Below are 26,270 nucleotides of genomic sequence, written 5' to 3' on the forward strand. Positions count from 1 at the left end.
TTACTTCGTCCAGTGATCCATCCAGCCGAGCACCTCGTGATACCACTGGATGCTGTTCTTCGGCTTCAGAACCCAGTGGTTCTCATCCGGGAACATCAGCAGACGCGAAGGGATTTCGCGGCGCTGGGCGGCGGTGAAGGCCGCCAGACCTTGCGTATAGGGAATGCGGAAATCCTTTTCCCCGTGGATGATCAGGATCGGCGCCTTCCAGTCGGCGACGTGATTGACCGGGTTCCACTTTTCATATTCGGCCGCCTTTTCGAAATAGGGGCCGCCATGTTCCCATTCGTCGAACCATAGTTCTTCGGTTTCGTAGGCCATAGCGCGCGCATCGAAGACGCCGTCATGGTTGACGAGGCACTTGAAACCGTCGGGCCAGTTGCCCGCGATCCAGTTGATCATATAGCCGCCATAGGAGCCGCCGGCCGCGCAGGCCTTGGTCCCGTCGAGCCAGGCGAACTTGGTGGTCGCGGCCTTGAAGCCAGCCTTCAGATCCTCGAGCGGCTTGCCGCCCCAATCCTGGTTGATCGCATCGGTGAAGGCCTGGCCGTAGCCGGTGCTCCCATGAAAATCGACCATCACCGCGCCATAGCCATGCCCGGTCCACAGCGCCGGATTCCAGCGATAGGACCAGCCATTGCCGAAGCTGCCCTGCGGCCCGCCGTGGATCAGGAAGGCCATCGGCACCTTGGCGCCTTCGGGCGTGCCCGCAGGCTTGAGCGCATAGGCCCAGACGGTGTCGCCCTTCGCGCCCTTGAACGAGAAATGTTCGATCGTCGGCCAGTCGATCCCGTCCAGCTTGGCCGCATTCACGTGCGTCAACTGCATCGGCATCGCGCGGCCCTGAATGCGCCAGAAGTCGTTCGGCGCGGTCAGCGTGTTGAGCGTGTAGATGACGCCCTTGCCCGTCGGCACCACCGTGCCTGCGGTGCCGGCACCCGTCAGCCGCCACGGCTTGCCATCCGCGATGTCGATGCGGAACAGCGGATCATCGCCCGTATCCTGCGCGGTGACATAGAGCGAGCGCCCGTCCTTCGACCAGTCGATCGAGCCGGCCGAACGATCCCAGCTGTCGGTCAGCGCACGCACCTGCCCGGTCTGGAGATCGCGCAGCATGATGGTGAGCTTGTCGGATTCGTAGCCCGGCCGCTTCATCGCGGCCCAGGCGAGCCAGCGGCCGTCGGGCGAGACGGTGGGGCTGGTATCGGTCGCCTTGTTATCGGCGGTGAGGTTCACCGGCGCGGTCGAGCCATCGGCGGGTACCGAGAAGATATCGAGATTGGTCGAAAGCGATTCGATCCGCCCCGCCTCGCGCAGCGCGAAGTAGATCGTCTTGCCGTCGGGGCTCCACGCAATCTCACTGCCACCGCCGAAGGGCTTGGACGGGGTATCGCCAACCAGCGCGCCGACCAGTGGGGTGCCGTCACCCTGCGCCTTGCCGCCGACGATCGGAAGGACGAACAGTTGCGAACGCTGGCCATCGGCCCATGCATCCCAGTGGCGAACAAACAGCTGCTCATAGGTGCGGCCGCTGCCCGCATCGGCGGGATGGGCGGGCTTGGTATCGGTAAGCGACTTGGCGCCGACCGGGCGATCGGCCCAGACGAGCAGCTTGTCGCCGGTGGGGCTGAGCTTGAAGCCGCCAATATCGGCCTTCAGCACCTGGGTGGACACGCCGCCGCCGGCGGCCACGCGATAGACGCCGTCCTTGCCGGCGAAATAGACCCACTTGCCGTCGGGCGAGAAGGCGGGCGAATTCTCGCTGACCGCCGGATCGGCGATGAGCTTCGACGGCCCTGCGCCCGGCTTCGACATGTCGAGCCGCCAGATGTCGGTCGTTCCTTTGTTGGCCTTCAGATCGGTCTCACGCTGATCCCACACCAGCCAGCGCCCGTCGGGCGAAAGCGTGGCCGATCCGATGCGCGAGAGCGAGACGACGTCTTCGATGGTGAGCGGACGGGCTTCGGCAACCGCCGACAGCCCCGCGAGGAGGCTCATGGCCCCGAGCAGTGCTTTTTTCATGACGGGACGCTAGTCCAGCCGATGCGCGAAGGGAAGCGCCCTGCCTCCACAATACACCGTCATGGCGCGCGGGTAGGCTTAATCCTCGGCGTCGCGGATGCGGGCGATCTCTTCGCGGACGAGCTTTTCGGTGATCGCGGGCAGATGCGCCGCGAGCCAGTCGGCGACCAGTCCACGCACCAGACCTTCGACGGTTTCGCCCGAAAAATGGCCGGCGAGCGGCGCGACGGGCGCGGCCGGAGCCGGCGTCGTCGCGATCGTGGGCGCCGCAAGCGAGGGAATGACGCGCGGCGGCGCAACCGGAGCCGACGGCGCGGCAGGCATTGTTTCGACCGGCGCCGGACGCGGCGAGGCGGCGCCGACACGCGCGCTGGCCACTGTCTGACGGAAGCGATCGGCCGCGCGTTCGCCGGTGGGCGCGGGCTGCGGACGCGGCGGCGCGGGCGGCGGCACCAAAGTCGGCCCAGACGCCGATCCGGGCAACGGCGCCGGATTGGTCAGTTCCAGAATCGAATCGTCGAGCGCCGGATCGTTCAGCAGCGGCGGGCGCGGCGCGGGGATCGCAGGCGGTGGCGACAGGGAAGGACGCGGGACGCCGGGCGCATCATCGGCGATGATGCGTTTGATCGACGCGAGTATGTCTTCCATCGATGGTTCGGGACGGGCTTCGGCCATATCCCGGACGATGCCCTATTTCTGCGGGACTGTCACCTTCTCCGCCGGAACGACCGCGGAAACGCTGGGTTCGCCACGCGTCGAGGTCGCGATCGGCTTGGGACGATCGCGGCTGTCCCAATCGAAGAAGTTGCCGCGCGCCCGCTTGTAATTGACCACCGGGTCGTAGAGCGAGCCGCCGTCGAGGCCGAGATCCTTGGCCCCCGCATGCCCCATTGCCGCCAGCAAGGTGAAGCCCGCGACATAGGCATCGCGACGCGCGGTGACGAGCGTGGAACGCGAGTTGAGCAATTCCTGTTCGGCGTTCAGCACGTCGAGCAGGTTGCGCGTGCCCACACCCTGTTCGGCTTTCGATCCTTCGAGCGCGAGTTCGTTCGCCGACACCGCGACTTCGGACGACTTGATCACGCCCAGCGACGCTTCGTAGCGCGAATAAGCGACGCGGGTGTCCGCGATCACGCCGCGCTCCGTGGCCGTCAGATTTTCCAGTGCCTGGCTCTTGCGTGCCTTCGCCTGGCGCACGCGGGCGCCCGGCTCACCACCCTGATAGATGGGCAGGGTGCCGCGCAGGCCGATCGTGGCGGTCTTGTCATGCTGGCGGAAGGTGGTGCCGGTGATACCGTCGCCCAGCGTGCCGCGATAATCGATATATTGCCCTTCGGCGAAGCCTTCGAGCTTGGGCAGGCGCTGCGCCTGGGCGGTGCCGATATCGAAATCGGCGGCCTTGGCGGCTTCCTTGGCCGAAGCCAGCGCCGGATTGTCGGTCATCGCGACATCGACGGCCTCTTCGGTCGTCGCGGGCAGCGCCGGAAGCGGCGGCGGCGGCTCGAGCGCGTCGGGGAACTTGCCGACGACTTCAAGATAATTCTGACGGCTGGCATCGAGCTGCGCCTGCGCGGCCTGCAACTGGCTGCGCGCGAGTTCGAGGCGAGCCTGCGACTGGGCGACGTCGGTGCGGGTGAGGTCGCCCACCTCGAACCGATCCTTGCTGGCCTGCAGGTTGGTTTCGAGCACCTTCACGTTGCCGCCGTTCAAGTCGACGATCGCGGTGTCGCGGATCACGTCCATATAGGCCGCGACCGTGGAGGCGAAGACGTTGAGTTCGGTGGTCTGCAGGTCCGCACGGCCCGCCATCACGCGCGCATCGGCCGCCTTGATCGCGTTGCGCACCGCGCCGCCCTGATAGACCGGCATCGTCGCATTGGCGCCCGCGACCAGCGCCTTCTTCGGCGCAGCGAAGCTGTTCACCGAACGCTGAACGAAGCTGCTGTAACTCGCATTCGTGCTGACGTTCGGCAGGCCGCCGGCGCGCGCGATCGGCACGTTTTCGTCGATCGCCTGCAGATTGGCGCGCGCGCCCGTCAATGTCGGGTTGGTCGCATAAGCGCGGGTCAGCGCATCACGCAGCGTATCGGCCTGCGCCGCGCCTCCGCCCAGCGCCGCGGCCATTGCCGTCAGCGCCACCGCACTTTTCGTCACCCCCCTGACAGTCACGCTATGAGAACCTTTCTGGATCAGAACTGGAAGGCGGCCGGCCTGGCGAAGCCGGGCAGCACCACCGCATCGGCATCGGCAAAGGCGCGATAGCCGAAGCCCGCGCCGCCGCGCGCGCCCGACACCAGACGCACGACGCCATTTTCGACGATCGCGCCGACGAAGCGGCCGCCTTCGGCCAGCTGGTCGGTCAGCGACGCCGGGATCTGTTCGATCGCGCCGTCGACGACGATCACGTCATAAGGCGCCGAAGCGGACGCACCCGCCGTCAGCGATCCTTCGACCCATTCGGCGCCCGCCACATTGGCGCGGCCCTGCGCGACGAGCGCGGCGTCATCTTCAACCGCGACGACGCTGGCGCCCAGCGCGATCAGGAGGGCGGCGACATAGCCGGTCGCGGCACCAATCAGCAGCACGCGATCGCCCGGCTGAATCTGGGCCGCCGTCAGCAGCCGGCCGGTCACCATCGGCGGATTGAGCGCACGGCCACCGCCCAGCGGCACCGCAATGTCGAGATAGGCGAGCGGCGCCTTGTCCGCCGGCACGAAGCCTTCGCGCGCGACCCGGCCCATCGCCGCGACCACGGTCGCATCGCTGACCCCGGTGGTGCGAAGCTGGCTGACCACCATCGCGTGGCGCAATTGTTCGAAATTCTGCTCGGTCACTGCCTATCCCTGACTCGGGGCCTTCCCCGAAACTGGTGTATTGCCATTACAATACAGCGTGGGCCCGTTCAAGCCCCGGTGCGTGGGTTTCCTTGGACGAAGCGCCAGCGCCCCGCAAGATGGCTGCGGCAAAGCGGATGCAGTTGGCAGAACGGCAAAGACACTTGGTCGAAGTGCCAATTCTGCGAAAGCTTGCGGGAGTGGATTTGGAGGCCCGAGCCGGAATCGAACCGGCGTGCACGGATTTGCAGTCCGCTGCGTCACCACTCCGCCATCGGGCCGAGAGCGCGCGGGATGGCGATAGCCCGCGCGAATGTCAACGGGGATCAGGACGGAAGACCGTCGATAAAGCCGCCGCTGTCGGAATTGGGAAGGCGATCTTCCCACTATCATTGTCTAACCCGGAACCGGGATTGCGGCAAGCCGGGGTCCATGCGCCATGAAGACTGCCCTCGAATCACCTGCGAAGAGGAGCAATCCGGATGACATCCCCGATTTTCTATCATGGCACGCGCGCCGACCTGCAAACCGGTGATCTGCTGTCGCCCGGCTATGGTTCGAACTATGGCGCGCGAAAGCCGGCGTCGTGGATTTACCTGTCGGCCACACTCGACGCCGCGATCTGGGGTGCCGAACTGGCGGCGGGCGAGGCACGCGAACGCATCTATATCGTCGAGCCGACCGGCCCGATCGTCGATGATCCCAACCTGACCGACAAGAAATTCCCCGGCAATCCGACCCTATCCTATCGCTCGCGCGATCCGCTGCGCATCGTCGGCGAAGTCGCAAGCTGGGAGGGTCATAGTCCCGAGCGGCTGCAGGCGATGAAGGATGCGATCGAACGGCTGAGGGCGCAGGGCATCGAGGCGATCGACTGACCCACCGCGGGCCGGCGATCTTCCAGAAGGTCGGATCATGCGCGACTTCTGGTTCTTCGTCGGCCCGCTTGGCTATGCAGATCCCATGCACGCACCGATCGAACCCGAACGCCGCACCTATCCATCGAAGGGCCTCAACCTCAGCTATCTCGACTGGGGTAATGACGATGCGCCGCCGCTGATCCTGCTGCACGGCAATCGCGATCATGCGCGCAGCTGGGACTGGGTGGCGCGGGCGTTGCGCGACGATTGGCATGTCGTGGCGCTCGACCTGCGCGGGCATGGCGACAGCGACTGGTCGCCCGAGCGGCGCTATGATTTCGTCGGCTTCATCGTCGATCTGGTCGGGTTGATCGCGCATCTGGGCGCCGACAAGGTGACGATCCTGGCCCATTCGATGGGCGCGCACCTCGCGCTGCGCTTCGCCGCGGTCTTTCCCGAGCTGGTCGATCGGATGATGCTGGTCGAGCCGGTCGGCGCCCCGCCCGAGATCGAAGCGGTGATGAACCGGCAGAGCCCGGCCGACAAAATCCGCGAATGGGTGCGCGAGAGCTATGCTCTCGCCCGCAACTCTGCGCGCCGTTTCGCGACGCAGGAGGAGGCGCTGGCGCGGATGAAGGCGGCCAACAAGGCGCTGACCGACGAACAGGCGCACCACCTGACGATCCACGCGCTCGCGCCGTCGGGGGATGGCGGCTGGCGCTGGAAATATGATCCGGTCAACGTCCGCCCGCCCTTCCCCGATATCGGGCAGGCCGATGTCGACGCCTTGTGGAGCGCAATTCGATGCCCGGCGCGCTTCCTGTACGGCGCCGAAAGCTGGCCCTCATCGCTCCCCGCACGGATCGCGAGCCTGATGCCCGATGCGGAGCGGATCACGATCAAGGGCGCGGGACATTGGCCGCACCACGACCAGTTCGATCGCTTCATCGCCGAGGTGCGCGCGTTCCTAGGGTCTGAACCCAATTACGCCAATGGTCATGACGAGGTCGATTTGGCGCAGGAGGAGGCGCGAGGAGTGGAGCGATGAAGATTCATCGTGACTGACGAGCAACGCTCTCCTGCGCCAAATCGACCTCGCCGCTTCGCGGTCGGCGTTGTCGTAATTGGGTTCAGACCCCAGTCCCCTGAAACGAAAAGGGCGGCGCCGGATGGTCCGGCGCCGCCCCTTCGATACGGTGATCGCGATCGATCAGCCGGCCGAGCGGACCAGCTCGACGCGGCGGTTTTGCGCGGCATAGGGCGAAAGGCCGTCGATCGGACGATCGAAGCCGAAGCCCTTGGTACGCAGCAGCGAGGCCGAGACGCCCTTCGACGCCAGGAAATCCGCGACCGCCTGCGCACGCGCCTGCGACAGTTCGATATTGTAGCCGCGATCGCCGACGCGATCGGTATGGCCTTCGATCATCACGCCCTTGCCGGCGAGTTCGGGATGCTTGGCGAGCGCCAGCGCGAAGGCTTCCGCATTGCGGCGGCCATCGGCGGTCATCGTCGCCGAACCCGTGTCGAAGGTGATCGTCATGTCCAGCGCGCGCGAACCATCGGCGCGGCGCGTGACCATCGGGGTCGATCCGGCGCCTGCCGAACGCGACACCGTCTTGATCGAAGCGGCGCGCACAGGTGCCGCCTTCGCGGCGGCGGCCGGGGTCGCCGTCGGCTTGGAACGGCCGATGTTGAACGACGCTTCCTTGCCGGCCGGCGTCACATCGCTGTCGAGATCGGCGCTCGCCGCTTCGTCGCACGAGCCCGAAAGCTGGCAAACGACCTTGTCTTCGGTCCAGGTGGGCTTGCTCGCCGATTGCGCATTGGCAACGCCGGCGATGGCAAGGGCCAGAACGGAAGCTGCTGCCACAACTCCACTACGCATTTCGAAATCTCCCCAAAACGTCGAGTCGCCCACTCAGACGTGTCAAAGTTCCCTAACGCTTCATTCACTCTACACGCAAGATAATACGCGGCCAAAACCGAGTCGGTTGTGACGTGCGTCATAGTAAAATGACATTGTCGACTTGAGACTTTCAGGACGGACGCGGTAACCACACAAACACCGTAAGCCACAGTAAAAATTGCCGCCTGTTCGCGCTTGCTTTGCCGACGGGCGCTGATGCATGGACAGTTTGTGTGGAGTCCCGCGCCGGGACGACGTGGAACAAGAGACACTTCTTGCAGCCAATGGTAGATTGGCGGCGACGATCTTGGGGGCATCGATAATGTCGGAGAGCGGAACTCTGCTGCTGCGGATTCGGGACGCCGGGGCTGTGCCGGGGGGCACGCCGCGTTCGCTCCGCCTCGATCGGCACGGCGCGGTGATCGGCCGCGCGCCGGGGCTCGACTGGACCCTGCCCGATCCCGACATGTATATTTCGTCGCGCCATTGCGAGGTCGAATATGTCGGCGGCGGCATGTATCGCCTGGTCGACCTATCCACCAACGGCACCTATCTGAACGGCGCGCAGGATCGGATGGCGACCGCCAAGATGCTGACCGAGGGCGATGCCTTCCGCGTCGGCCGCTTCGACATCGACGTGCTGCCGGGCAATGCATCGGCCGAGGAAGAACCCGCGCCCGAACCCGCCGCCGCGCCATCGGCCGGCTGGGATGCCGCGCCGGCTCCCGCCGAACCCGCACCGCCGCCTCCCCCTCCGCCGCCGCCTGCTCCCGAGCCGGTGATCGAGGCGGCACCGCCAGCACCCGAACCCGTGCCTGCACCTGAGCCGGCCCCGGCGCCCGCGCCGATAGAGGCCGCGAAGGTCGAGGAAGCCTGGGTCGCGCCGACGCCCGTCGAAGAACCTGCTGCGCCGGCGCCTGTTGCCGAACCGGTTGCGGGCGACGCCAGCTGGGACACGATCGAGGACACCAACGCCGTCGATTGGAACCGCGGCTTTGGGGAGGAGAGCGCCGCCCCCGCGCCCGCGGGCGACGTGCTGGCGCAACTGCTCAAGGCCGCGGGCCTTTCGCGCGACGACGTGAAGGGCGGCGACGATGCGACGATCGAGGCGGCGGGTCTGCTGCTGCGCCAGCTGGTCGGCGGGCTTGTCGTGATGATGGAGGCGCGCGCCCGCGCCAAGGCGCAGATGGGCGCGCAGAACACGATCTTCAGCCGCGACGGCAACAATCCGATCAAGTTCGCGATGTCGCCCGCGCACGCGCTGGCGCAGATGCTCAGCCCGCCGGTCAGCGGCTTCATGGGTGCCGAGCGCGCGGTGGAGGACAGCTATCGCGACCTGCAGGCGCACCAGATCGCGACGTTGAAGGCGATGCAGGGCGCGCTGCGCGCCACGCTCGACCGCTTCTCGCCCGATGCGATCAAGAAGCGCGCCGACAGCAAGGGCCTGATCGCGCGCATCCTGCCGGGCGCGCGCGCCTCTGCGCTGTGGGAGGCCTATGAACGCGAGTTCGGCGGCGTCGCGCAGGGTTCGGACGAAGCCTTCATGGACATCTTCGCCAAGGAATTCCGCAAGGCGTACGAAGCCGAGGCGGCCAAGAGCGCAAAGTAATCCCTATTCGATCCGCGTGACCGCGCTCGCCAACCGGGTGAGCGCGGGGACATGGCGGAGCAGGCCGACCAGCGGCCCCGCGAGCATCGGCATCTCCCCCACCCGGCGCAGCAAAGATGCGGCGACCACCGGGCGTTCGGCGCGGCGCGCGAAGCCCGCCTGCCATTCGATTGCGCCTTCGGGTCCGTTATGGAGGAAGCAGTTGACCGCGCGCATCGCGCTGGCGAGTGCGATCGCGACGCCGTCCCCCGCGAGGCTGGCGATCACCGCCGCCTGATCGCCAAGGCGGAACAGGCCGGACTCGGTATCGTCGGCGCGCCAGCCATAGGGGACGCGCGCGACGCTCGCCCAGCCCGACAGACCGGTCGCCGCGCCAATCCGTTCGCCGAGCAGCGGCGCCTCTTCGGCCAGCCCGGCGAGCAGGCGATCGGGCGATCCGGCGGCGCGCACCCGGCTCTGCGCGACCGAGAGGCAGAGGTTCGCCCCACCATCTTCCTGCAGCAGCAGCCCGGCATAGCCATGATCGAACAGGTGCAGTTCGATCACGCCGTCGAGCGCGGCGCGCAAGGCGGGGGTTGGCTCCAGCCGCACGCGCAGGCCCAGCGCGGGATCGGCGTCGAGCGCCTCGGCGGGGCGCATGGACCCGCGCACATCATGCTTGCCGGTCGCAAGGAACAGCGCCTCGCCCTCGATCGCGTGGCCATCGGCCAGGTGGAGGCAGCGCCCCTCGACCCGGCGGATCGCGGTGCCGCGCTCAACGCACGCCCCTTCCGTAATCGCGCGATCGAGCAGGGCGGCATCGAGCGTACGGCGCGACAGGCCCGCCGCGACGAAGGGCAAGGCCGTTTCCGCCACCTGCCCGCGCGAAACCAGGCGGACAGTGTGGATTGCGGGCGCGCCGAGCGCGGCGGGATCAATCCCCAGCCGGCCGAGCAGCCTGATCGCGTCGCCCGCCAGGAAGCCGCCACACACCACGTCCTGCGGGCCGCGCGCACGCTCGATCAGCACCGGCATCGCCCCGGCATGCGCGAGCAGGATCGCGGCGGTCGCCCCCGCCGGCCCGCCGCCCGCGATCAGCGCAGGCGCGCGACGCATAAGCGAAACGGGAAAAAGGGGAGGATCGAGACGGCGGCAGGATCGAGCCCCGCCGCATCGATCATCGCGCGCCATTCGCGGGCGACAAATCCGCGCGCGATCGACAAAGTCCCATCCTCACGCACGATCCGGTGCCAGCCCATCAGCCGGGCAAGGATCGGAAAGCCGAGATACGGAAACCAGTGGCGGCGGATATCGTTGACGAACCAGCCGCGCCGCGCGGCGCGCTCCATCGTCTGCAGAAAATCGATCCGTTCGGCATCGTCCATATGATGCGTAACGAGGCTGCTGACGATCAGGTCCACGTCGCCCAGATGATCGCGATAATCGCCGGTGATGTAGCGGATCGGCATGTCGGCGGGCGTCGCGGCGCGAGCCACGTCTTCGCTGCGGGGATTGAGATCGACGCCGATCAGATCCGCCTCGATCCCCCGCTTCGCCGCCCAGCGCGCGATGGCGCGGAGCATGTCGCCATCGCCGAAGCCGACGTCGAGCAGGGTGAAGCGCCGCCGATCGGCCACCGCGCGATCGAGAAAGGTGAGCGTCGGCCGCGTGGCCATCGTCCACCAGTTGACCTTGGCGAGATCGGTCAGGACACGGGCATATTCGGCCGGATCGATATCGGCCGCATCCATCTGCTCATCCTGCGTCGCGCGCTTCATAGCAGCCGGAAGTCGAAGCCCTCGGCGGCGAGACCGGGGCCGAAGGCGAGCGCGACGCCGCCGCCTTTGCCCGTCCCGCCCAGCATCGCGGCCAGCACGAACATCAGGGTCGACGAGGACATATTGCCGAACCGCGCCAGCACGTCGCGCGATGCCGCGAGCGCCCCTTGCGGGAGGTGCAGCGCGGACTGGACCGCATCGAGGATCGATCGCCCGCCGGCATGGACGGCCCAATGCGCGACGTCCTCGGCTGTGCGATCGCCGAGCAGGCGCTGCCGGAACGCGGGTTCTTCAAGCGCGGCGCCGATCCGCCCCGGCACCTCGCCGGATAATTCCATCGCAAAGCCGGTGTCGCCGATCGTCCAGGTGATCAGCGGCGCGCTGTCGGGCAGGGTCGCAGCGAAGAAGCGATCGAGCGCGATGCCGCCCTCTTCCGCCGTGACCAAGGCGGCCGCCGCGCCATCGGCGAACTGGAGCATCGCAAGCAGCCGGGGCACATCGCCCGTATCTTGAAGATGAAGCGAACAGAGTTCGACCGTGACGACCAGGATGCGCGCCGCCGGATCGGAGCGCGCGATATGGTGCGCGACCCGCAAAGCTGCGACCGCCGCATAGCAGCCCATGAAGCCGACGAGCGTGCGCTCGACCGATCCGTCGAGGCCCAATTCGGCGGCGATGATCTGATCGATCCCCGGCGCCACGAAGCCGGTGCAGCTGGCGACGACGAGATGCGTCACCCCGTCGATCGATGCGCGCTCCCGCAGATCGCGGATCGCCGCGAGCGCGAGGCGCGGCGCATGATCGGCATAGGCGGCCATCCGCACCGATGTCGGCTCGCTCGCCGCATCTTTGGGGGCGAGCGGCAGCACCGACCAGCGGTGCTCGATCCCCGACCTCGTCGCCATCCGCGCGAATAGCGCGCGCTCGCGGCCGTCGTCGATCCGCGCAGTCGCCCAATCGATGAAGGCGCTGTGCACGTCCCGGTCGGGAATGGCAGTGCCGATCGCGTGGATATGGGCGGTCAATTCCATGCCTTTCCCACGTCCGTCATCCCGGCGGAGGCCGGGATCTCAGGAGGCTCTTGCGACCAACTCTTCCCACCTCTCCCGAGATCCCGGCCTCCGCCGGGATGACGGTTAAGCGTCGATCACCTCATCATCCACCATCGCCGCATTCGCCTGAATGAAAGCGAAGCGATGCTCGGGATTCTTGCCCATCAGCCGGTCGACCAGATCGCGGGTGCCCGCGCGCTCCTCATATTCCTGCGGCAGGACGACGCGCAGCAGGGTGCGCGTCTTGGGGTCCATCGTGGTTTCGCGCAACTGCATCGGGTTCATTTCGCCCAAGCCTTTGAAACGCGCGACTTCGACCTTCTTGCCCTTGAACTCCTTCGCCTCGATCTCGGCGCGGTGGGCGTCGTCCATCGCGTAGAGGCTCTTGCTGCCCGCGGTCAGGCGGTAGAGCGGCGGCTGCGCCAGATAGAGGTGCCCGCGCCGGACCAGTTCGGGCATCTCCTGGAAGAAGAAGGTCATCAGCAGGGTCGCGATATGCGCGCCGTCGACGTCGGCGTCGGTCATGATGACGATGCGTTCGTAGCGCAGCAGATCGGGGTTGCACTTGTCGCGCAGGCCACAGCCCAGCGCCTGCCCCAGATCCTGAATCTCCTGATTCGCGCCGATCTTCGCGGCGTTCGCCGACGCGACGTTCAGGATCTTGCCGCGGATCGGCAGCACCGCCTGCGTCTTGCGATCGCGCGCCTGCTTGGCCGAGCCGCCCGCCGAATCGCCTTCGACGATGAAGATTTCGGTGCCCGACGGGTCGTCGTTCGCGCAGTCGGTGAGCTTGCCCGGAAGGCGCAGCTTGCGTCCCGACGTCGCCGTCTTGCGCTTCACATCGCGTTCGGCCTTGCGGCGGAGGCGATCGTCCATCTTGTCGAGGACGAAGCCGAGCAGCGCCTTTCCGCGCTCCATATTGTCGGCAAGGAAATGATCGAAATGGTCGCGGATCGCGGTTTCGACGAGGCGCGCGGCGTCGGGCGAGGTCAGCCGGTCCTTGGTCTGGCTCTGAAACTGCGGATCGCGGATGAACACCGACAGCATCTGTTCGGAGCCGACCATGATGTCGTCGGCGGTGATATCCTTGCCGCGCTTCTGCCCCACCAGATCGGCGAACGCGCGGATACCCTTGGTCAGCGCGGCGCGCAGCCCCGCCTCATGCGTGCCGCCATCGGGGGTCGGGATGGTGTTGCAGTAATAGGAATAGCTGCCGTCCGAATAGAGCGGCCATGCGACCGCCCATTCGACCGAACCCTGATTATCGCCCGGAAACGCCTGTTTGCCGGTGAAGAACTGGCTGGTCGCGCATTCGCGCGCGCCGACCTGTTCGGCCAGATGATCGGCGAGGCCGCCGGGGAACTGGAACACCGCCTCGGTCGGCACCTCATCCCCCGCGACGGCGGGGTCGCAGCGCCAGCGTATCTCGACGCCCGCATAGAGATAGGCCTTCGACCGCGCGAGCCGCATGAGGCGCGCGGGGCGGAAGCGGGCGCTGTCGCCGAAGATTTCGGGATCGGGGGTGAAGGAAACGGCGGTCCCGCGCCGATTGGGCGCCGCGCCCACCGAGACGAGGCCCGACGTCGGATGCCCGCGCGAGAAGGACTGGCGGAACAGCTCCTTGTTGCGCGCAACCTCGACCACCGTGTCGGTCGACAAGGCGTTGACCACCGACACGCCGACGCCGTGCAGGCCGCCCGACGTGGCATAAGCCTTAGCGCTGAACTTGCCGCCCGAATGGAGCATCGTCATGATGACTTCGAGCGCGGATTTGCCCGGATATTTGGGATGCGGATCGACCGGCATGCCGCGGCCATTGTCGGTGATGGTCAGCCGGTTGCCGGTGCCCAGCGCGACTTCGATCCGGTTCGCATGGCCCGCAACCGCCTCGTCCATCGCATTGTCGAGGATTTCGGCGGCGAGGTGATGATAAGCGCGCTCGTCCGTCCCGCCGATATACATGCCCGGACGGCGGCGGACAGGCTCCAGCCCCTCCAGCACCTCGATCGACGAGGCGTCATAATTGCCGGAGCTGGTGGACGGGGCGGAGGCGAAGAGATCGTCGTTCGACATGTGGGGGCGACTATATGTCGTGCGACGAAAGGAAGGAAGGGGCCGATGTAACGGTGAAAGCCACTCGGTTTGTGGGTTTTGTGGCTTTCGAAATTGACATGGTGTCGGCCCGGCCCTTGCTCATCGACTGATGTCGATAGAACAAAATGGGAACATTATCAAGATATCGTCAGCGCCGCATGCCGCCGATGCGCAGCGATGCACGAAAGGACGCTGGCCACCACCAGCCCGAACGCCGCGCATTCGAGCGGGTGCGGCAGGCGCGCTTCCCAGACGAAGCCGTAGATCAGCGCGAACAGGGTTTCGAACAGGATCATCTGCCCCACCATCGTCAGCGGCAGCAGGCGGCTCATCCGGTTCCACAGCGCATTGCCGATGATCGACGCGAAGATCGCGACACCGATCGAAACCGTGCCGAAGCGCAGCCACTGTTCGGGCGCATAGCTCGTCGGATCGATCGTGAGGCTCAACGGGATCAGCAGCACCGCCTGCGCGCCGGTGACGATGCCGAGCAGCAGGTTCCAGTCATGCGCCGAGACATGATCGAGCCGCGCCAGCGCCCGCGCATTGCCCACCGCGAACGCCGTCCACGATGCCAGCGCACCGATCGCGCAGAGCAGGCCGATGAGCGAGGACTTGCCCTCCCCCGCCAGCGCCTGCCAGCCGATACACACCGCACCCGCCGTGCACAGCAACAGCGACGGCGCGAGCATGCGCAGCGGCACAGCGCCATGATCACGACTGCCGATGATCGTGACCGCGACGGGTAGGAAGCCGATGACTAGCGAGGTCATCGCGATCCCGCCGGTCTGCACCGCGCCCGACAGCAGGATATAATAGAGCGTGTTCCCGCCCAGCGCGAGCCATCCGAGTGCGCGCCAGTCGCGCGCGCCGATGTGCCCGGCGAGCGCCTTCCAGCGCGGCACGATCAGGCCCAGCGCGATCAGGCCATAAGCAAGGTAGCGCCCGATCGCGAGCTGCAGCGGGGTGAAATCGCGCACCAGTTCGGGCGCGAGGAAGACGAGGCCCCATAGCGCCCCCGCCCCCATCCCGCACGCTACGCCCGCATATCGCCGTCCATCGTCCATGATGGGAGTGATATCATCATGGAGGCGAGCGGTGTGCTCTTGATCGGGGCGCCAAATGCAACAAAAACCCACATATGCCCCGCAAAACCCCGCTCGACAGCTTCGACCGCGCGATCCTGCGCATCGTCCAGCGCGACGCCAAGACGCCGCAGCGCCAGATCGCCGAGGCGGTCAACCTGTCCGCCGCCGCCGTCCAGCGTCGGATCGCCGCGATGGAGGCGGCCGGGATCATCGAGCGCAACGTGGCGATCGTCGATGCCCGCGCGGTCGCGATGGGCATCACCGCCATCGTCGAGGTGACGTTGATCAACGAACGCACTCACACGGTCGATCACGCCAAGGCGCTGTTCGAGGCCGCGCCCGAAGTCCAGCAATGCTATTATGTGACCGGCGGAATCAGCTTCGTTCTGGTGATCGTCTCCGCCGACATGGCGACCTACGAAGCGACCACCCGCCGCCTCTTCTCCACCAACGAAAGCGTCGCCAGCTTCCGCAGCCTGATCGCACTCGACCGGGTCAAAACGGGCGCGGAGATCGAGATTCCCTTCCTCCCCACTCCCTGAAAAGTAGGGGAAAAGTTAGCCGCAGCTGACGTCCTTCACCACGCCCGCATCGTCGGTCTTCAGGTTCAGCCGGTCGGGGCGGAAGTCCATCGTCACCATCGTGTCGGGCTTGATCACGCGGACCGAGCGGGCGCCAGCGGCGGCGCGGGCTTCGTCGGCGATCTGGGCGCCCGGCTTGCCGATGAAGGCGCGGGCGGCGTCGAGGTTGCAGGCAGTGCCCTCCGCGGGGTCCGCGGGCGTGTCAGTCGGCGGGGCGAGCGCGGTGCCGCGTTCGCCGAACGGACCCTTGTCCTTATATTTGCCCGCATCGGCTTTCGGAGCCGCCGCGCAGGCCGACAGGGCGATCGCCGCCGTCAGCAGGATCGCCCTCTTCGACATGTTTAGCGAACCCGCGGGCCGCCGAAGGGCAGCGGCGGCGGCGGACGGCGGTCACGGCGCGGCAACTGCGCCTGATAGGCAACCGAGCAGTGATCGAGGCAGTACGGGAAGCCCGGATTGATCGGCTGGCCGCAGAAGTGGAAGTCGGGCTCGCCCGGATGGCCGAGCGGCCACTTGCAGATACGGTCGTTCAGATCGAGCAGGCTCGTCTTGTCCGCCATATCCGCCGAAGGCTTTGCGGGGACGAGGCGGCGCGGCGGCGCGGGCGTGATCGGCGCCGATTGTTCGCCGGGTGCCTGACGCTGGAAACCGCCGGGGCCGATCGAGCGGACCATCGGCTGCGGCGCGGGCGTGGGCGCCGGGGTCGCTGCGACAGGCGCGGGCGCCGGGGCCGGTGCGGGCGCAGGCTTGGGCGCGGCCACGACGGGCGCGGGTTTCTCGACGACCGGTTTCTCGGGTGGCGGCGCGGCGGGTGCAGCCGCCGCCGGGGCGGCCGCAGCAGCGGCATCGCCACCGCCCTTCACCGGGGACGGGCGCGCCTCGAGGCCAAGGCGGTGCGCCTTGCCGATCACGGCGTTGCGGCTGACGCCGCCCAGTTCCTCGGCGATCTGGCTCGCGGTCATGCCCTGACCCCAGAGCCGCTTCAGCTGATCGATCCGTTCGTCCGTCCAGGCCATCTTAGCAACTTGATCCTTAAGCCCCCGCCAGCACGGCTTGCGGGCGGGCCGGCGAGCCGATAGGCGATATGCCCATGACCGACCAGCCCCAAAACACCAGCTTCCCCCCGCCCGGCGTGTCGGTGCTCCCGATGGTGAACTGGGGGGGATTGCGCGCCCTATATGTGAAGGAGGTGCGCCGTTTCTTCAAGGTGCAGCTGCAAACGGTGTGGGCGCCGGCCATAACGACGCTGCTTTATCTGGTGATTTTCACGGTCGCGCTGGGCCGCGGCGGGCGCGAAGTGATGGGTCATCCCTTCGCCAGCTTCATCGCACCCGGCCTGATCGTGATGGGCATGATGCAGAATGCCTTCGCCAATGCCAGTTTCTCGCTGCTCGCCGGCAAGATGCAGGGGACGATCATCGATTATCTGATGCCGCCGCTGTCGACCGGCGAAGTCATCGCCGCGCTTGTCGGCGCATCGATCAGCCGCGCGATCCTCGTCGGCTTCGCGGTGTGGCTGGTGATGATCGCGTGGCCGGGGGTGAATGTGATCCCGGTGCATTTCTGGGCGGTCGCCTGGTTCGGCGTGATGGGCGCGGCGTTGCTCAGCTTCCTCGGCCTGCTCACCTCGATCTGGGCCGACAAGTTCGATCATGCGGCGGCCGTCACCAACTTCGTGGTGGCGCCACTCTCGCTCCTGTCGGGCACCTTCTATTCGGTCGATTCGCTCCACGCCGGCTTCCAGGCGGCGAGCCACGCCAACCCGTTCTTCTACGTCATCTCCGGCTTCCGCTACGGCTTCCTGGGTGACGCCGACTCGCCGATCCTGACCGGCGCGATCGTCCTGCTCGCGGTGAACATCGCGCTCGGATGGCTCAGCTATGTGCTGCTGGCCAAGGGCTGGAAGGTGAAGAGCTGACGCCCTGAACTCCTCCCCGGCACGGGGAGGTGGCATGCCGCAGGCATGACGGAGGGGGATAGTTACAAGCGCTGCGCCTGGCCTCTCGCCCCCTCCACCGCTTCGCGGTCCCCCTCCCCGTTCCGGGGAGGATAAAGAAGTCAGAAAATCAGCCCCAGCGACACGCGCATGTCCTGCAGCGACTGCTGGCTGTCGATCGGGCGGAAGTTCGAGAAGCGAGCGCCCAGGTTCACGCGCCCCATCGTCGCGGTGGTCGACAGGTTGACCTCGTCGCCATTCTTGAACGCGATGCCGTTGGCGGCAAAGCGGCGATAATTGGTCTGCGTCGCCGACAGATCGTTCAGGTCGTAGGTGCTGCCGATCAGCCAATAGGTCGGCGCGATCGTGGCGCCGTTGGTCAGCGCGCCGTCCTGCCGGTTATAGCCGATCGCATAATCGAGCCGCGTGCCGGTCGCGAGCTTGCGCGTACCCGTGAAGCGCGCGCCATAGACCTGGTTCATCAGGCGGAAGTCGCTGTGCGCGGCATGCCGCTGATCGACCTGATAGGCATAGGTGCTGAGCGTGCCGAGCCGGCTCTGCCAGTCGAGCTTGGCGAAGATATTCTGCCCGCCCACCGTTTCGGGGATCAGTGCATCGCCCTCACGCGCCCAGAGACTCCGGCTCGACCAGGCATAGGCCAGATCGGCGTGCAGCCCCGGCAGAGCTGCAAACGTCACGCGCGCGGCATCGAAGGTCTGCTCGCCATCGCGATCGCCAGCATAATTGGCGGCGAGCCCGATCTGCTGGCGCCCGACCGCGAAGGTCGTGCCCGGCACCCCGGTATAGCGCAGCGCGAACTGGTTGAGCTGGAGCGAATCGGGGCGGCTGGCGGTCGACGCGGTCGTCTCGCTGGTTTCCTCGCCCGTCGGATCGATCGTCCGGCGCACCACGACCGCCGCGTCGCTCTGCGCGGTCAGCGACCAGCTACCGTCGTCGATCGTCACACCGGGCCGCGCTCGCATCACGAAGGCGTCGTTGGTGCCCAGCAACCTGTCACCCACCGTCTGTTCGTAGCGGAACTGCGTACCGAAGGTCGGCGACAGCTCGATCCCCTGCGCAAGCGCGGGAACGGCGGTGGAGGCCAACAGGGCAAAGCACAGGAAACGCATAAGCGACCCAGTCGTAAACCAGCGATTCTCTCGGAATTGAGGGCTTTTTACCAAAACCAGCGCGCCCGCGCACCCGCTTTGCGACGGATCGTTGACGCGCTGCGCCATGCCCCTCTATATGCGCGCTCCAATCGGCGGCCTGGATGGCCGCCTTTTGCGTTTTCGGAGCATTTCCACGTCGATTTCTTGAAGGAAGGGAGTTCTTGCCATGACCATCACTCCGCTCATGCCGGTTTATCCGCGGTGCGGCGTGCGTCCGGTCCGAGGCGAGGGCTGCTACCTGATCGGCGAGCGCGGTGAGCGTTATCTCGATTTCGCGAGCGGCATCGCGGTCAACATGCTGGGCCACGGCCATCCCGCGCTGGTGAAGGCGATCGCGGATCAGGCGGCGACGCTGATGCACGTGTCGAACCTCTACGGATCGCCGCAGGGTGAGGCGTTCGCGCAGAAGCTGGTCGACAAGACCTTCGCCGACACGGTGTTCTTCACCAATTCGGGCGCCGAGGCGGTCGAGTGCGCGATCAAGACCGCGCGTCGTTACCATTATGCCAACGGCAATCCGCAGCGGACCAAGATCATCACTTTCGCCAACGCCTTCCACGGGCGAACGCTGGGCACGATCTCCGCCACCAACCAGCCCAAGATGCGCGACGGTTTCGAGCCGCTCCTGCAGGGGTTCGAAGTGGTGCCGTTCAACGACCTCGCCGCCGCCACGGCCGCGGTCGATGACAATACTGCGGGCTTCATGGTGGAGCCGGTGCAGGGCGAAGGCGGCATGACCCCGTCGAGCCAGGAGTTCCTTCGGGGTCTGCGCAAGATCTGCGACGAGCAGGGGCTGTTGCTGATCCTCGACGAGGTTCAGTGCGGTTATTGCCGCACCGGCACCTTCTTCGCGCATGAGCAGTACGGCATCACGCCGGACATCATGGCGGTGGCCAAGGGCATTGGCGGCGGCTTCCCGCTGGGCGCGTGCCTGGCGACCGAGGAAGCGGCCAAAGGCATGGTGATCGGCACCCACGGTTCCACCTATGGCGGCAATCCGCTGGCGATGGCGGCGGCCGAGGCGGTGTTCGAAGTCGCGGTGAACGACGCCTTCCTGGCGAACGTCCGCGCGATGGGCGATCGGCTCCGTCAGGCGATCGAGCAGATGATCCCGAACCATGACGACGTGTTCGACAGCGTGCGCGGCATGGGCCTGATGATCGGCATCAAGCTGAAGGACGCGGTCGAGGCGCGGGCGATGGTCGCGCATCTGCGCGACAATCACGGGCTGCTGAGCGTGGCGGCGGGCGAGAATGTCGTCCGCATCCTGCCCCCGCTGGTGATCAACGAGAGCCACATCGCCGAATGCGTCGAAAAGCTGTCGGCGGGCGCGCGGACGATTGGCGGTGCATCGTGACGATCCGGCATTTCACCGACCTCGCAGATGCGGGCACCGACGGGCTGAAGGCGATGCTGGCAGCGGCGAAGGCGCGCAAGGAAGCGCGCGCCGGAAGCCCCAAGGGCACCGCCGACAAGGACGCACCGCTGGCCGGCTTCACGCTGGCGATGATCTTCGAGAAGAACTCGACGCGGACGCGCGTGTCGTTCGACATGGCGATGCGCCAGTTGGGCGGCACGACGATCGTGATGGACGCGGGCAGCATGCAGCTGGGCCGTGGCGAGACCGTCGCGGACACCGCGCGCGTGCTCAGCCGCTATGTCGACGCGATCATGATCCGCACCGACGATCATCAGAAGCTGATCGATCTGGCGAAGCATGCGACCGTGCCGGTGATCAATGGCCTGACCGACGCATCGCATCCGTGCCAGATCATGGCCGACCTGCTGACCATCCTTGAGCATAAGGGCACGGTCGAAGGGCTGCGCTGGGCGTGGCTGGGCGACGGCAACAACGTCCTCCATTCGATCGTCGAGGCGGGGAGCCTGCTCGGCTTCACGGTCGCGGTGGGATGCCCCGAGGGTTACGATCCCGATCCGGCGGTGATCGACGCGGCCAAGGCGCGCGGCGGCGATGTCCGCATCACTCGCGACGCGGGCGACGCGGCGGCGGGGGCGGACGTGATCGTCACCGACACGTGGATCTCGATGGGGCAGACCGACGGCGCGGAAAAGCTCGCCGCCATGATGCCCTTCCAGGTCGACGAGGCGCTGATGGCGAAGGCCGCCAGCGACGCCGCTTTCCTCCACTGCCTGCCCGCGCATCGCGGCGAGGAAGTGACCGACGCGGTGATCGATGGCCCGCAATCGCTGATCTGGGACGAGGCGGAAAACCGCCTCCACGCCCAGAAGGCGGTGCTGCTGTGGTGCCTGGGTAAACTCTGACCAACTCTTCCTCCCCCGCCAGGGGGAGGTGGCGCCGAAGGCGACGGAGGGGGAGGATGCGATGAACCTCGATTTGGTCGCCGCCCTCTCCCTCCGTCAGCTGCGCTGACACCTCCCCCTGGCGGGGGAGGATAAGGCCGCTCTTGAAATCCTCTCCTCTCACCATGACCTTGCAGCCATGACCACCGCCTCGCTCGACACCGCCATCGGCTTCACCATTCCGCACCGCCATGCGCGCGGGCGGGTGGTACGGCTTGGGCCGGCGCTCGACACGATCCTGTCGAAGCATGCTTATCCGCCCGTCGTCGCGACGTTGCTGGCGGAGGCGCTGACGCTCTCCGCGCTGCTCGGATCGACGCTCAAGCATGACGGCAGCCGCCTGACCCTGCAGGCGCAGGCGGAGGGCGGCGCGGTCGACCTGCTGGTCGTCGATTATGTGGACGGCGTGCTGCGCGGCTATGTCCGCCACGATGCCGATCGGATCGCGCAGATGCCGGTCGATCCGTCGCTGTTCGCTTTGTTCGGCAAGGGCTATCTGGCGATCACCTTCGATCTGCCGGCGATCGGCGAACGTTATCAGGGGATCGTCCCGCTGGAAGGCGCATCGCTGGCGGAAGCCGCCGAAAGCTATTTCGCGCAGTCCGAACAGCTGCCCAGCATCATCCGGCTGAGCGCCGGGCGCGGGGCCGACGGCCGTCATGTCGCGGGCGGCATGCTGATCCAGCACCTGCCCGAGGGCGAGGAGGGGCGCGATCGCATCCACACGCGGCTGGACCATCCCGAATGGGACCATGTCCGCGCGCTGGCCGAGACGGTGAAGCCCGACGAACTGACCGACGCCGATCTGCCGCTGGAAAACCTGCTGTGGCGGCTGTTCAACGAGGAGGAGGTTCGCACCCTGCCCGCGCTGGCGCTGTCGCAGAGTTGCCGATGCGACCTCGAACATTTCCGATCGGTCCTCGCCCGCTTCCCGGCGGATGAGCGCGCGGAGATGGCGGACGAAAATGGCGAGATCCATGTCGACTGCGAGTTTTGTTCGACGCGATACTCGATCTCGCTCGAATCGCTCGCCGCCTGAAATATTTCGCGTGTTGTGCGTCACAGCATAACCACAGTTGAACTTTAGTCTGTTCCTTCGAATCGACAGTTCGTCGAAAGTTTCTCGCCGAGGTCGCGCAGGCGGGACAGGGCGAGCGCCGGTGAAGACTGGGGAAGATATGATGAAACGGGCGATGATCGGCGTTTTGGCTTTGGGCGCGATACTGGCGACGATCGGCGGTATCGCGATCGCCGAACCCTATCAGCCGAAACTGGCCGCGCTGGCGACGATCCAGCCCGGCCAGTGGGATTTGGACAGCGATGCCGCGCACAGCAAATCGATGTGCGTGACCGATCCGGCCGCGCTGCTCCAGATCGCGCATCAGGGGCCGGTGTGCAGCCGCTTCATCATCGCCAACGACGCCAAGACCGCGACCGTCAGCTATAGCTGCAAGACCGGCGGCTATGGCCAGACCAACCTGCGCGTGGGCGAGGACGGGAGCGTCCACATCCGCACGCAGGGCATCCTGAACAATGCGCCGTTCGACTATTCGGCGACCGCCAAGCGTGCGGGCGCCTGCACGGTGGCGGCCAGCGCGCCGCGGCGCTGACGATCCGATCCTCCCCCGGAGGGGGAGGGGGACCGGCGTAGCCGATGGAGGGGTAGTTCCCCACAAGGGCATCGCTGCCGGCCAATACCTCTCCACCACGCCTTCGGCGCGGTCCCCCTCTCCCTCCGGGAGAGGATCTTACTTTCCTCCCCGCCGTGTGGGGGCGTTGAAGTCGGCATCCTTGCCCGCGACCCACGCGACGAATTTCGCGATCGCCGGATGGGCCAGCACATCGTCGCGCGACAGCCGCGCCAGTTCGGCGTTGGAGAAGGTCGCGTGGATCGTGCGGTGGCAGATCGGGTGAACGGGGACCGTTTCGCGCCCGCCCCGGCTTTTGGGCAGCGGGTGATGCCATTCGGTGCGGACGCCCAGCGGACGGCCGCATAGCCAGCAGGGAAGCGCGTCGTTCAACCCTTTCTGAGCGCCGAAGGCTTGTGCGCGGCGCGCTTCCCCTCATCGGTTTCGACGAGATATTCGGGATTGCCCTTCGACGCCGCGACCTTGTGGCCCTTGATCGTCATCGGGCTGGTCACCTTCTTCACGACCCTGCCATGCGCCTCGCCGCCGTGGCTGTTCCAGCTAACCTTGTCGCCTGCCTTCATCATCCGTCTCCTTGGCGGGAAGAACGGACAAGCGGCAGGCGGGGTTCAACCCGCGCGGCGGGCCGTGACGATCTTCACCGGCTTGACCAGAAACTGCCCCTTCATCCCCGGCGGGCCATCGGTGGGGGATACGGGGGAGGCGAGGATCTTCTTCACATTATCCAGCCCCGCGACGACATGGCCGAAGGCGGCATAGCCCTGATTGTCGCCGGGCTGCGACGGATTGGCGTTCATATAATCCATGTCGCCGACGATGATGAAGAATTCCGACGTCGCCGATCCCGGCGCGTTGCGGCCCATCGAGATCGTGCCGCTGGTGTGCGACAGCCCGGTCTTCGTGGTCGGTTCGTGCGCGATCGGCGGGAACATCTGGCGCGGATCGAACTTCATGCCCCCCTGCACCAGCCCCTGATCGGTGAGGCCGGGGACGGGCACGACGCGGTAGAAAGTCTTCCCGTCATACCGCTTCGTATCGACATATTTGAGGAAGTTGGCGACCGTGATCGGCGCCTTGTCCTTATCGAGTTCGATCAGGATCGGCCCCTCGCTGGTCGTCAGCGTGACGCGCACCGTGCCCGCGCGCTGGGGCGGTGGGCCGGGCGGCGGCGCCGGGGTTGCGACGGGCGCCGGCGCGGCATCAGGCGCGGCCTGCGTCGTAGCTTCCTGGGCGACAGCAGCAGTGGAGACGAGCGCGAGCGCGGCGGCGAGAGCGATGCGAATCATGCGGCTATCCTAAGAAACTTCTTCGGGCTTTCTCAATCCTCCCCCGCCAGGGGGAGGTGGCGCCGAAGGCGACGGAGGGGTATTGGCCGGCAGCGAACCGCCAAGCCTCGAATACCCCTCCACCGGCTACGCCGGTCCCCCTCCCCCTCCGGGGGAGGATCTTCATTTTCGCGACACGCCCGGCATTTCGAGGTTTGGGAAGGGATCGGATGAGGGCCATTTGTCCCACCAGTCCATGCCGGGCAGGAAGCTGGCGGTGCGGTTGCGCCAGCCGTTGCGATATTTGGCGTTGGTGGGGCGCACCGCGATGATCCGTTCGTAAAAGGCCGCGCGCGCCTCGCCCCAGCGGACGGCGGCGTCCATCAGGCCGTGGGCCTTCACGAACTGGTGAAAGGCGGCGACGGTGCGCGGCCCCATCCGCCCATCGTCATTCGCGCCGATCATCCGCTGAAACAGCCGGGTCGCCTGCCCCGGCCCCGCGCCCCAGCCCATGTCGACCAGGCTGGCGGTCAGCTGATTCCACGGCAGCAGATCGAAATCGGGTTGTTCGTAATAAAGGTGCACGCCGATCCGCACCGCCTCCGCCTTTTTCAGCAGCGCCATGTCGATTGCGGTGACGCGCGGCACCTTGCGGAAGGCCGCGAGCGTCGCGCCGGTCACGCCATATTTGGAACCGACGAGGATCGGCGAGCGCCCCTTCTCGTGGAACCAGTTGCCGGTGTCGTCGGTGTCGACCGACAGACCGCCTTCGTGATCAGTGATAAAGCCTTCGATGAATTGCGCGACGTCCATGCCTTGTCTCCCCCGGATTTCGAGTCGAATCCTCCCTTATGCACGAACGCGTCTGTAGGACAGAACAAAATAAGAACTTTCTTATCCTCCCCCGCCAGGGGGAGGTGGCGCCGAAGGCGACGGAGGGGGAGGACGCGATGATCGAGAGTTGGCCGCCACCCTCCCCCTCCGTCAGCTACGCTGACACAGCGCGAGGTCGGATCGTCCCCCGGACGATCCTTGAACATGCCGGGGGCATGTTCAACCTCGCACTCCCTGGCGGGGGAGGATGAGGGGAGAGAAAATCGCGCGAGCGCACCGCCGATGCGCATCCGAAACGGTTCTGGCGCGTTCGGGCGGACATGGATGAAAACCCCCGCGCTGCAATCCTGATCGTCAACGCCTTGTCCCGGCAGGGACGCGATCAGTTCGACGCCGCCTGCGCCGCGCTGAAGGCCGCGGGGATCGAGTTGATCGAGGCGATCGCGATCGAAAAACCCGGCACATTGATCGAGACGGTCGAGAAGGCGGTGGCGAAACGGCCACCGATGCTGATCGTCGGCGGCGGCGACGGGAGCCTGTCCTGCTCGGTCGATTCGCTGGTCGGCACCGACGTGGTGTTTGGCATCCTGCCTCTGGGCACTGCGAACAGCTTTGCGCGCACACTGGGCATCCCGCTGGAGGTTCAGGGCGCGGTCGACGTGATCGCGAGAGGCGCCCGACGGCGGGTCGACGTCGGGATGATCGACGACGATTATTACTGCAATTGCGCCGCGATCGGCCTTTCGACCAAGATCGGCGATCGCATCCCGCCGGTGCTCAAGAAGACGCTGGGGCGGCTCGGCTACCTGATCTGGGCGAGTTACCAGTCGCTGAAGTTCAAGGGCTTCAAGCTGACGGTGACGATCGACGGAAAATCCGAGACGCTGAAGGTCGTAGAGGTACGGATCGCCAACGGCCCCTATCATGGCGGGGTCGCGCTGGTCGACGAAGCCGATCCGCAAAGCGGCGAGATCGTGGTGCAGGCGGTGGTGGGCAGTTCGCCGACGCAGCTGGGCTGGAGCTGGTTCGCCAGCTGGCTGCGGCTGAAGGCGCGCAAGGATACGACGCGCGAATTCCACGGGCAGGAAATCCGCATCGAGACCCAGCCGCCGCAGAAGATTTCGATCGACGGCGAGGTGCTGGCGAAGACCCCGGTGACGGCACGGATCGCGCGGGCGGCAGTGGAGGTGATGGCGCCGGCAACCTGATCCTCTCCCGGAGGGAGAGGGGGACCATCCGAAGGATGGTGGAGAGGTATTGGCCGGCAGCGAGGCATTCCTTCTCTAGCT

General features: G+C 66.6%; 27 protein-coding genes and 1 tRNA gene. 10 read left to right on the plus strand and 18 right to left on the minus strand.

Features of this window, described 5'->3' with window-relative positions; translation table 11 throughout:
• From EOD43_RS22305 to EOD43_RS22325, 5 genes are all read right to left on the minus strand, one after another.
• Positions 1-2,022, minus strand: a complete 2,022-nt coding sequence (locus EOD43_RS22305; protein ID WP_127746611.1) for a dipeptidyl-peptidase 5 — start codon at positions 2,020-2,022, stop codon at positions 1-3.
• A 78-nt stretch (positions 2,023-2,100) separates the two neighbouring features.
• Positions 2,101-2,697, minus strand: a complete 597-nt coding sequence (locus tag EOD43_RS22310) for a DUF2497 domain-containing protein (RefSeq protein WP_127746613.1) — start codon at positions 2,695-2,697, stop codon at positions 2,101-2,103.
• Positions 2,698-2,712: 15 nt separating this feature from the next.
• On the minus strand, positions 2,713-4,191 hold the full coding sequence (locus EOD43_RS22315; RefSeq protein WP_240653471.1) for a TolC family outer membrane protein: 1,479 nt from the start codon (positions 4,189-4,191) through the stop codon (positions 2,713-2,715).
• A 20-nt stretch (positions 4,192-4,211) separates the two neighbouring features.
• Complete coding sequence (locus EOD43_RS22320) at positions 4,212-4,856, minus strand: protein-L-isoaspartate O-methyltransferase family protein (protein ID WP_240653472.1); 645 nt, start codon at positions 4,854-4,856, stop codon at positions 4,212-4,214.
• A 207-nt stretch (positions 4,857-5,063) separates the two neighbouring features.
• Positions 5,064-5,137 (minus strand) — tRNA-Cys (locus EOD43_RS22325).
• Between the two features lie 201 nt (positions 5,138-5,338).
• On the opposite strand from EOD43_RS22325, the gene arr reads away from it, so the two are divergent.
• Both arr and EOD43_RS22335 read left to right on the plus strand, forming a co-directional pair.
• Complete coding sequence (arr, locus tag EOD43_RS22330; protein WP_127746615.1) at positions 5,339-5,734, plus strand: NAD(+)--rifampin ADP-ribosyltransferase; 396 nt, start codon at positions 5,339-5,341, stop codon at positions 5,732-5,734.
• Between the two features lie 37 nt (positions 5,735-5,771).
• Positions 5,772-6,764, plus strand: coding sequence for an alpha/beta fold hydrolase (locus EOD43_RS22335; protein WP_127746617.1), 993 nt, complete (start codon positions 5,772-5,774; stop codon positions 6,762-6,764).
• Between the two features lie 162 nt (positions 6,765-6,926).
• Here the strand turns inward: EOD43_RS22335 and EOD43_RS22340 are convergent, their stop codons facing one another.
• Complete coding sequence (locus EOD43_RS22340) at positions 6,927-7,601, minus strand: OmpA family protein (RefSeq protein ID WP_127746619.1); 675 nt, start codon at positions 7,599-7,601, stop codon at positions 6,927-6,929.
• 343 nt (positions 7,602-7,944) lie between these two features.
• Between EOD43_RS22340 and tagH the strand changes: the two genes are divergently transcribed.
• Complete coding sequence (gene tagH / locus EOD43_RS22345; RefSeq protein ID WP_127746621.1) at positions 7,945-9,231, plus strand: type VI secretion system-associated FHA domain protein TagH; 1,287 nt, start codon at positions 7,945-7,947, stop codon at positions 9,229-9,231.
• Between the two features lie 3 nt (positions 9,232-9,234).
• On the opposite strand, the gene EOD43_RS22350 is transcribed toward tagH, so the two are convergent.
• The 5 genes from EOD43_RS22350 to EOD43_RS22375 form a co-directional block, all read right to left on the minus strand.
• Entirely contained in the window at positions 9,235-10,326 is a 1,092-nt protein-coding gene (locus EOD43_RS22350) for an NAD(P)/FAD-dependent oxidoreductase (protein WP_127746623.1), read from the minus strand.
• A complete protein-coding gene (locus EOD43_RS22355; RefSeq protein ID WP_127746625.1) occupies positions 10,305-10,988 on the minus strand; it encodes a methyltransferase domain-containing protein in 684 nt (227 codons plus the stop codon). The genes EOD43_RS22350 and EOD43_RS22355 overlap by 22 nt, the downstream gene beginning before the upstream one ends.
• The gene (locus EOD43_RS22360; RefSeq protein WP_127746627.1) at positions 10,985-12,019 is read right to left on the minus strand and encodes a type III polyketide synthase; all 1,035 of its coding nucleotides are present in this window, start codon (positions 12,017-12,019) and stop codon (positions 10,985-10,987) included. Before EOD43_RS22360 ends, EOD43_RS22355 begins: the two co-directional genes overlap by 4 nt.
• 105 nt (positions 12,020-12,124) lie before the next feature.
• Positions 12,125-14,113 carry a DNA topoisomerase IV subunit B gene (gene parE / locus EOD43_RS22370; protein ID WP_127746629.1) on the minus strand — a complete coding sequence of 663 codons (1,989 nt, stop codon included), beginning with the start codon at positions 14,111-14,113 and terminating at the stop codon, positions 12,125-12,127.
• A gap of 158 nt (positions 14,114-14,271) precedes the next feature.
• Complete coding sequence (locus EOD43_RS22375; RefSeq protein WP_206363625.1) at positions 14,272-15,201, minus strand: DMT family transporter; 930 nt, start codon at positions 15,199-15,201, stop codon at positions 14,272-14,274.
• 74 nt (positions 15,202-15,275) lie between these two features.
• Here EOD43_RS22375 and EOD43_RS22380 point away from each other — a divergent pair, with 74 nt between their 5' ends.
• Complete coding sequence (locus EOD43_RS22380; protein ID WP_127746631.1) at positions 15,276-15,764, plus strand: Lrp/AsnC family transcriptional regulator; 489 nt, start codon at positions 15,276-15,278, stop codon at positions 15,762-15,764.
• Between the two features lie 15 nt (positions 15,765-15,779).
• Here the strand turns inward: EOD43_RS22380 and EOD43_RS22385 are convergent, their stop codons facing one another.
• Complete coding sequence (locus EOD43_RS22385) at positions 15,780-16,142, minus strand: I78 family peptidase inhibitor (RefSeq protein ID WP_127746633.1); 363 nt, start codon at positions 16,140-16,142, stop codon at positions 15,780-15,782.
• A 2-nt stretch (positions 16,143-16,144) separates the two neighbouring features.
• Positions 16,145-16,819, minus strand: a complete 675-nt coding sequence (locus tag EOD43_RS22390) for a GcrA family cell cycle regulator (RefSeq protein WP_127746635.1) — start codon at positions 16,817-16,819, stop codon at positions 16,145-16,147.
• Between the two features lie 74 nt (positions 16,820-16,893).
• Between EOD43_RS22390 and EOD43_RS22395 the strand changes: the two genes are divergently transcribed.
• Positions 16,894-17,721 (plus strand): ABC transporter permease, encoded by an 828-nt coding sequence (locus EOD43_RS22395; protein WP_206363626.1) that lies wholly within the window; start codon positions 16,894-16,896, stop codon positions 17,719-17,721.
• Between the two features lie 140 nt (positions 17,722-17,861).
• On the opposite strand, the gene EOD43_RS22400 is transcribed toward EOD43_RS22395, so the two are convergent.
• A complete protein-coding gene (locus EOD43_RS22400; RefSeq protein ID WP_127746639.1) occupies positions 17,862-18,869 on the minus strand; it encodes a hypothetical protein in 1,008 nt (335 codons plus the stop codon).
• A gap of 208 nt (positions 18,870-19,077) precedes the next feature.
• On the opposite strand from EOD43_RS22400, the gene EOD43_RS22405 reads away from it, so the two are divergent.
• The 4 genes from EOD43_RS22405 (at position 19,078) to EOD43_RS22420 (ending at position 22,843) form a co-directional block, all read left to right on the plus strand.
• Complete coding sequence (locus EOD43_RS22405; RefSeq protein WP_127746641.1) at positions 19,078-20,268, plus strand: aspartate aminotransferase family protein; 1,191 nt, start codon at positions 19,078-19,080, stop codon at positions 20,266-20,268.
• Positions 20,217-21,194: an ornithine carbamoyltransferase gene (gene argF, locus EOD43_RS22410; RefSeq protein ID WP_127746642.1), complete on the plus strand. Its 978-nt coding sequence runs from the start codon at positions 20,217-20,219 to the stop codon at positions 21,192-21,194. Before EOD43_RS22405 ends, argF begins: the two co-directional genes overlap by 52 nt.
• A 178-nt stretch (positions 21,195-21,372) precedes the next feature.
• Entirely contained in the window at positions 21,373-22,272 is a 900-nt protein-coding gene (gene hslO / locus EOD43_RS22415) for an Hsp33 family molecular chaperone HslO (RefSeq protein WP_127746643.1), read from the plus strand.
• Between the two features lie 154 nt (positions 22,273-22,426).
• Positions 22,427-22,843, plus strand: a complete 417-nt coding sequence (locus tag EOD43_RS22420) for a hypothetical protein (RefSeq protein WP_164857401.1) — start codon at positions 22,427-22,429, stop codon at positions 22,841-22,843.
• Positions 22,844-22,981: 138 nt separating this feature from the next.
• Here EOD43_RS22420 and EOD43_RS22425 read toward each other — a convergent pair whose 3' ends face one another.
• The 4 genes from EOD43_RS22425 to EOD43_RS22440 all read right to left on the minus strand — a co-directional run bounded on the left by EOD43_RS22425 (position 22,982) and on the right by EOD43_RS22440 (position 24,960).
• Positions 22,982-23,254, minus strand: coding sequence for an HNH endonuclease (locus tag EOD43_RS22425; protein ID WP_127746645.1), 273 nt, complete (start codon positions 23,252-23,254; stop codon positions 22,982-22,984).
• Complete coding sequence (locus EOD43_RS22430) at positions 23,251-23,448, minus strand: hypervirulence associated TUDOR domain-containing protein (RefSeq protein WP_127746646.1); 198 nt, start codon at positions 23,446-23,448, stop codon at positions 23,251-23,253. Before EOD43_RS22430 ends, EOD43_RS22425 begins: the two co-directional genes overlap by 4 nt.
• 42 nt (positions 23,449-23,490) lie before the next feature.
• A complete protein-coding gene (locus EOD43_RS22435; RefSeq protein WP_127746647.1) occupies positions 23,491-24,168 on the minus strand; it encodes a peptidylprolyl isomerase in 678 nt (225 codons plus the stop codon).
• Between the two features lie 162 nt (positions 24,169-24,330).
• Positions 24,331-24,960 carry a glycosyl hydrolase 108 family protein gene (locus EOD43_RS22440; RefSeq protein WP_127746648.1) on the minus strand — a complete coding sequence of 210 codons (630 nt, stop codon included), beginning with the start codon at positions 24,958-24,960 and terminating at the stop codon, positions 24,331-24,333.
• Positions 24,961-25,301: 341 nt separating this feature from the next.
• On the opposite strand from EOD43_RS22440, the gene EOD43_RS22445 reads away from it, so the two are divergent.
• Positions 25,302-26,189: a diacylglycerol/lipid kinase family protein gene (locus EOD43_RS22445; RefSeq protein ID WP_127746649.1), complete on the plus strand. Its 888-nt coding sequence runs from the start codon at positions 25,302-25,304 to the stop codon at positions 26,187-26,189.
• Positions 26,190-26,270: the final 81 nt, after the last annotated feature.

It is taken from the genome of Sphingomonas crocodyli (genome assembly GCF_004005865.1).
Taxonomy (GTDB): domain Bacteria; phylum Pseudomonadota; class Alphaproteobacteria; order Sphingomonadales; family Sphingomonadaceae; genus Rhizorhabdus; species Rhizorhabdus crocodyli.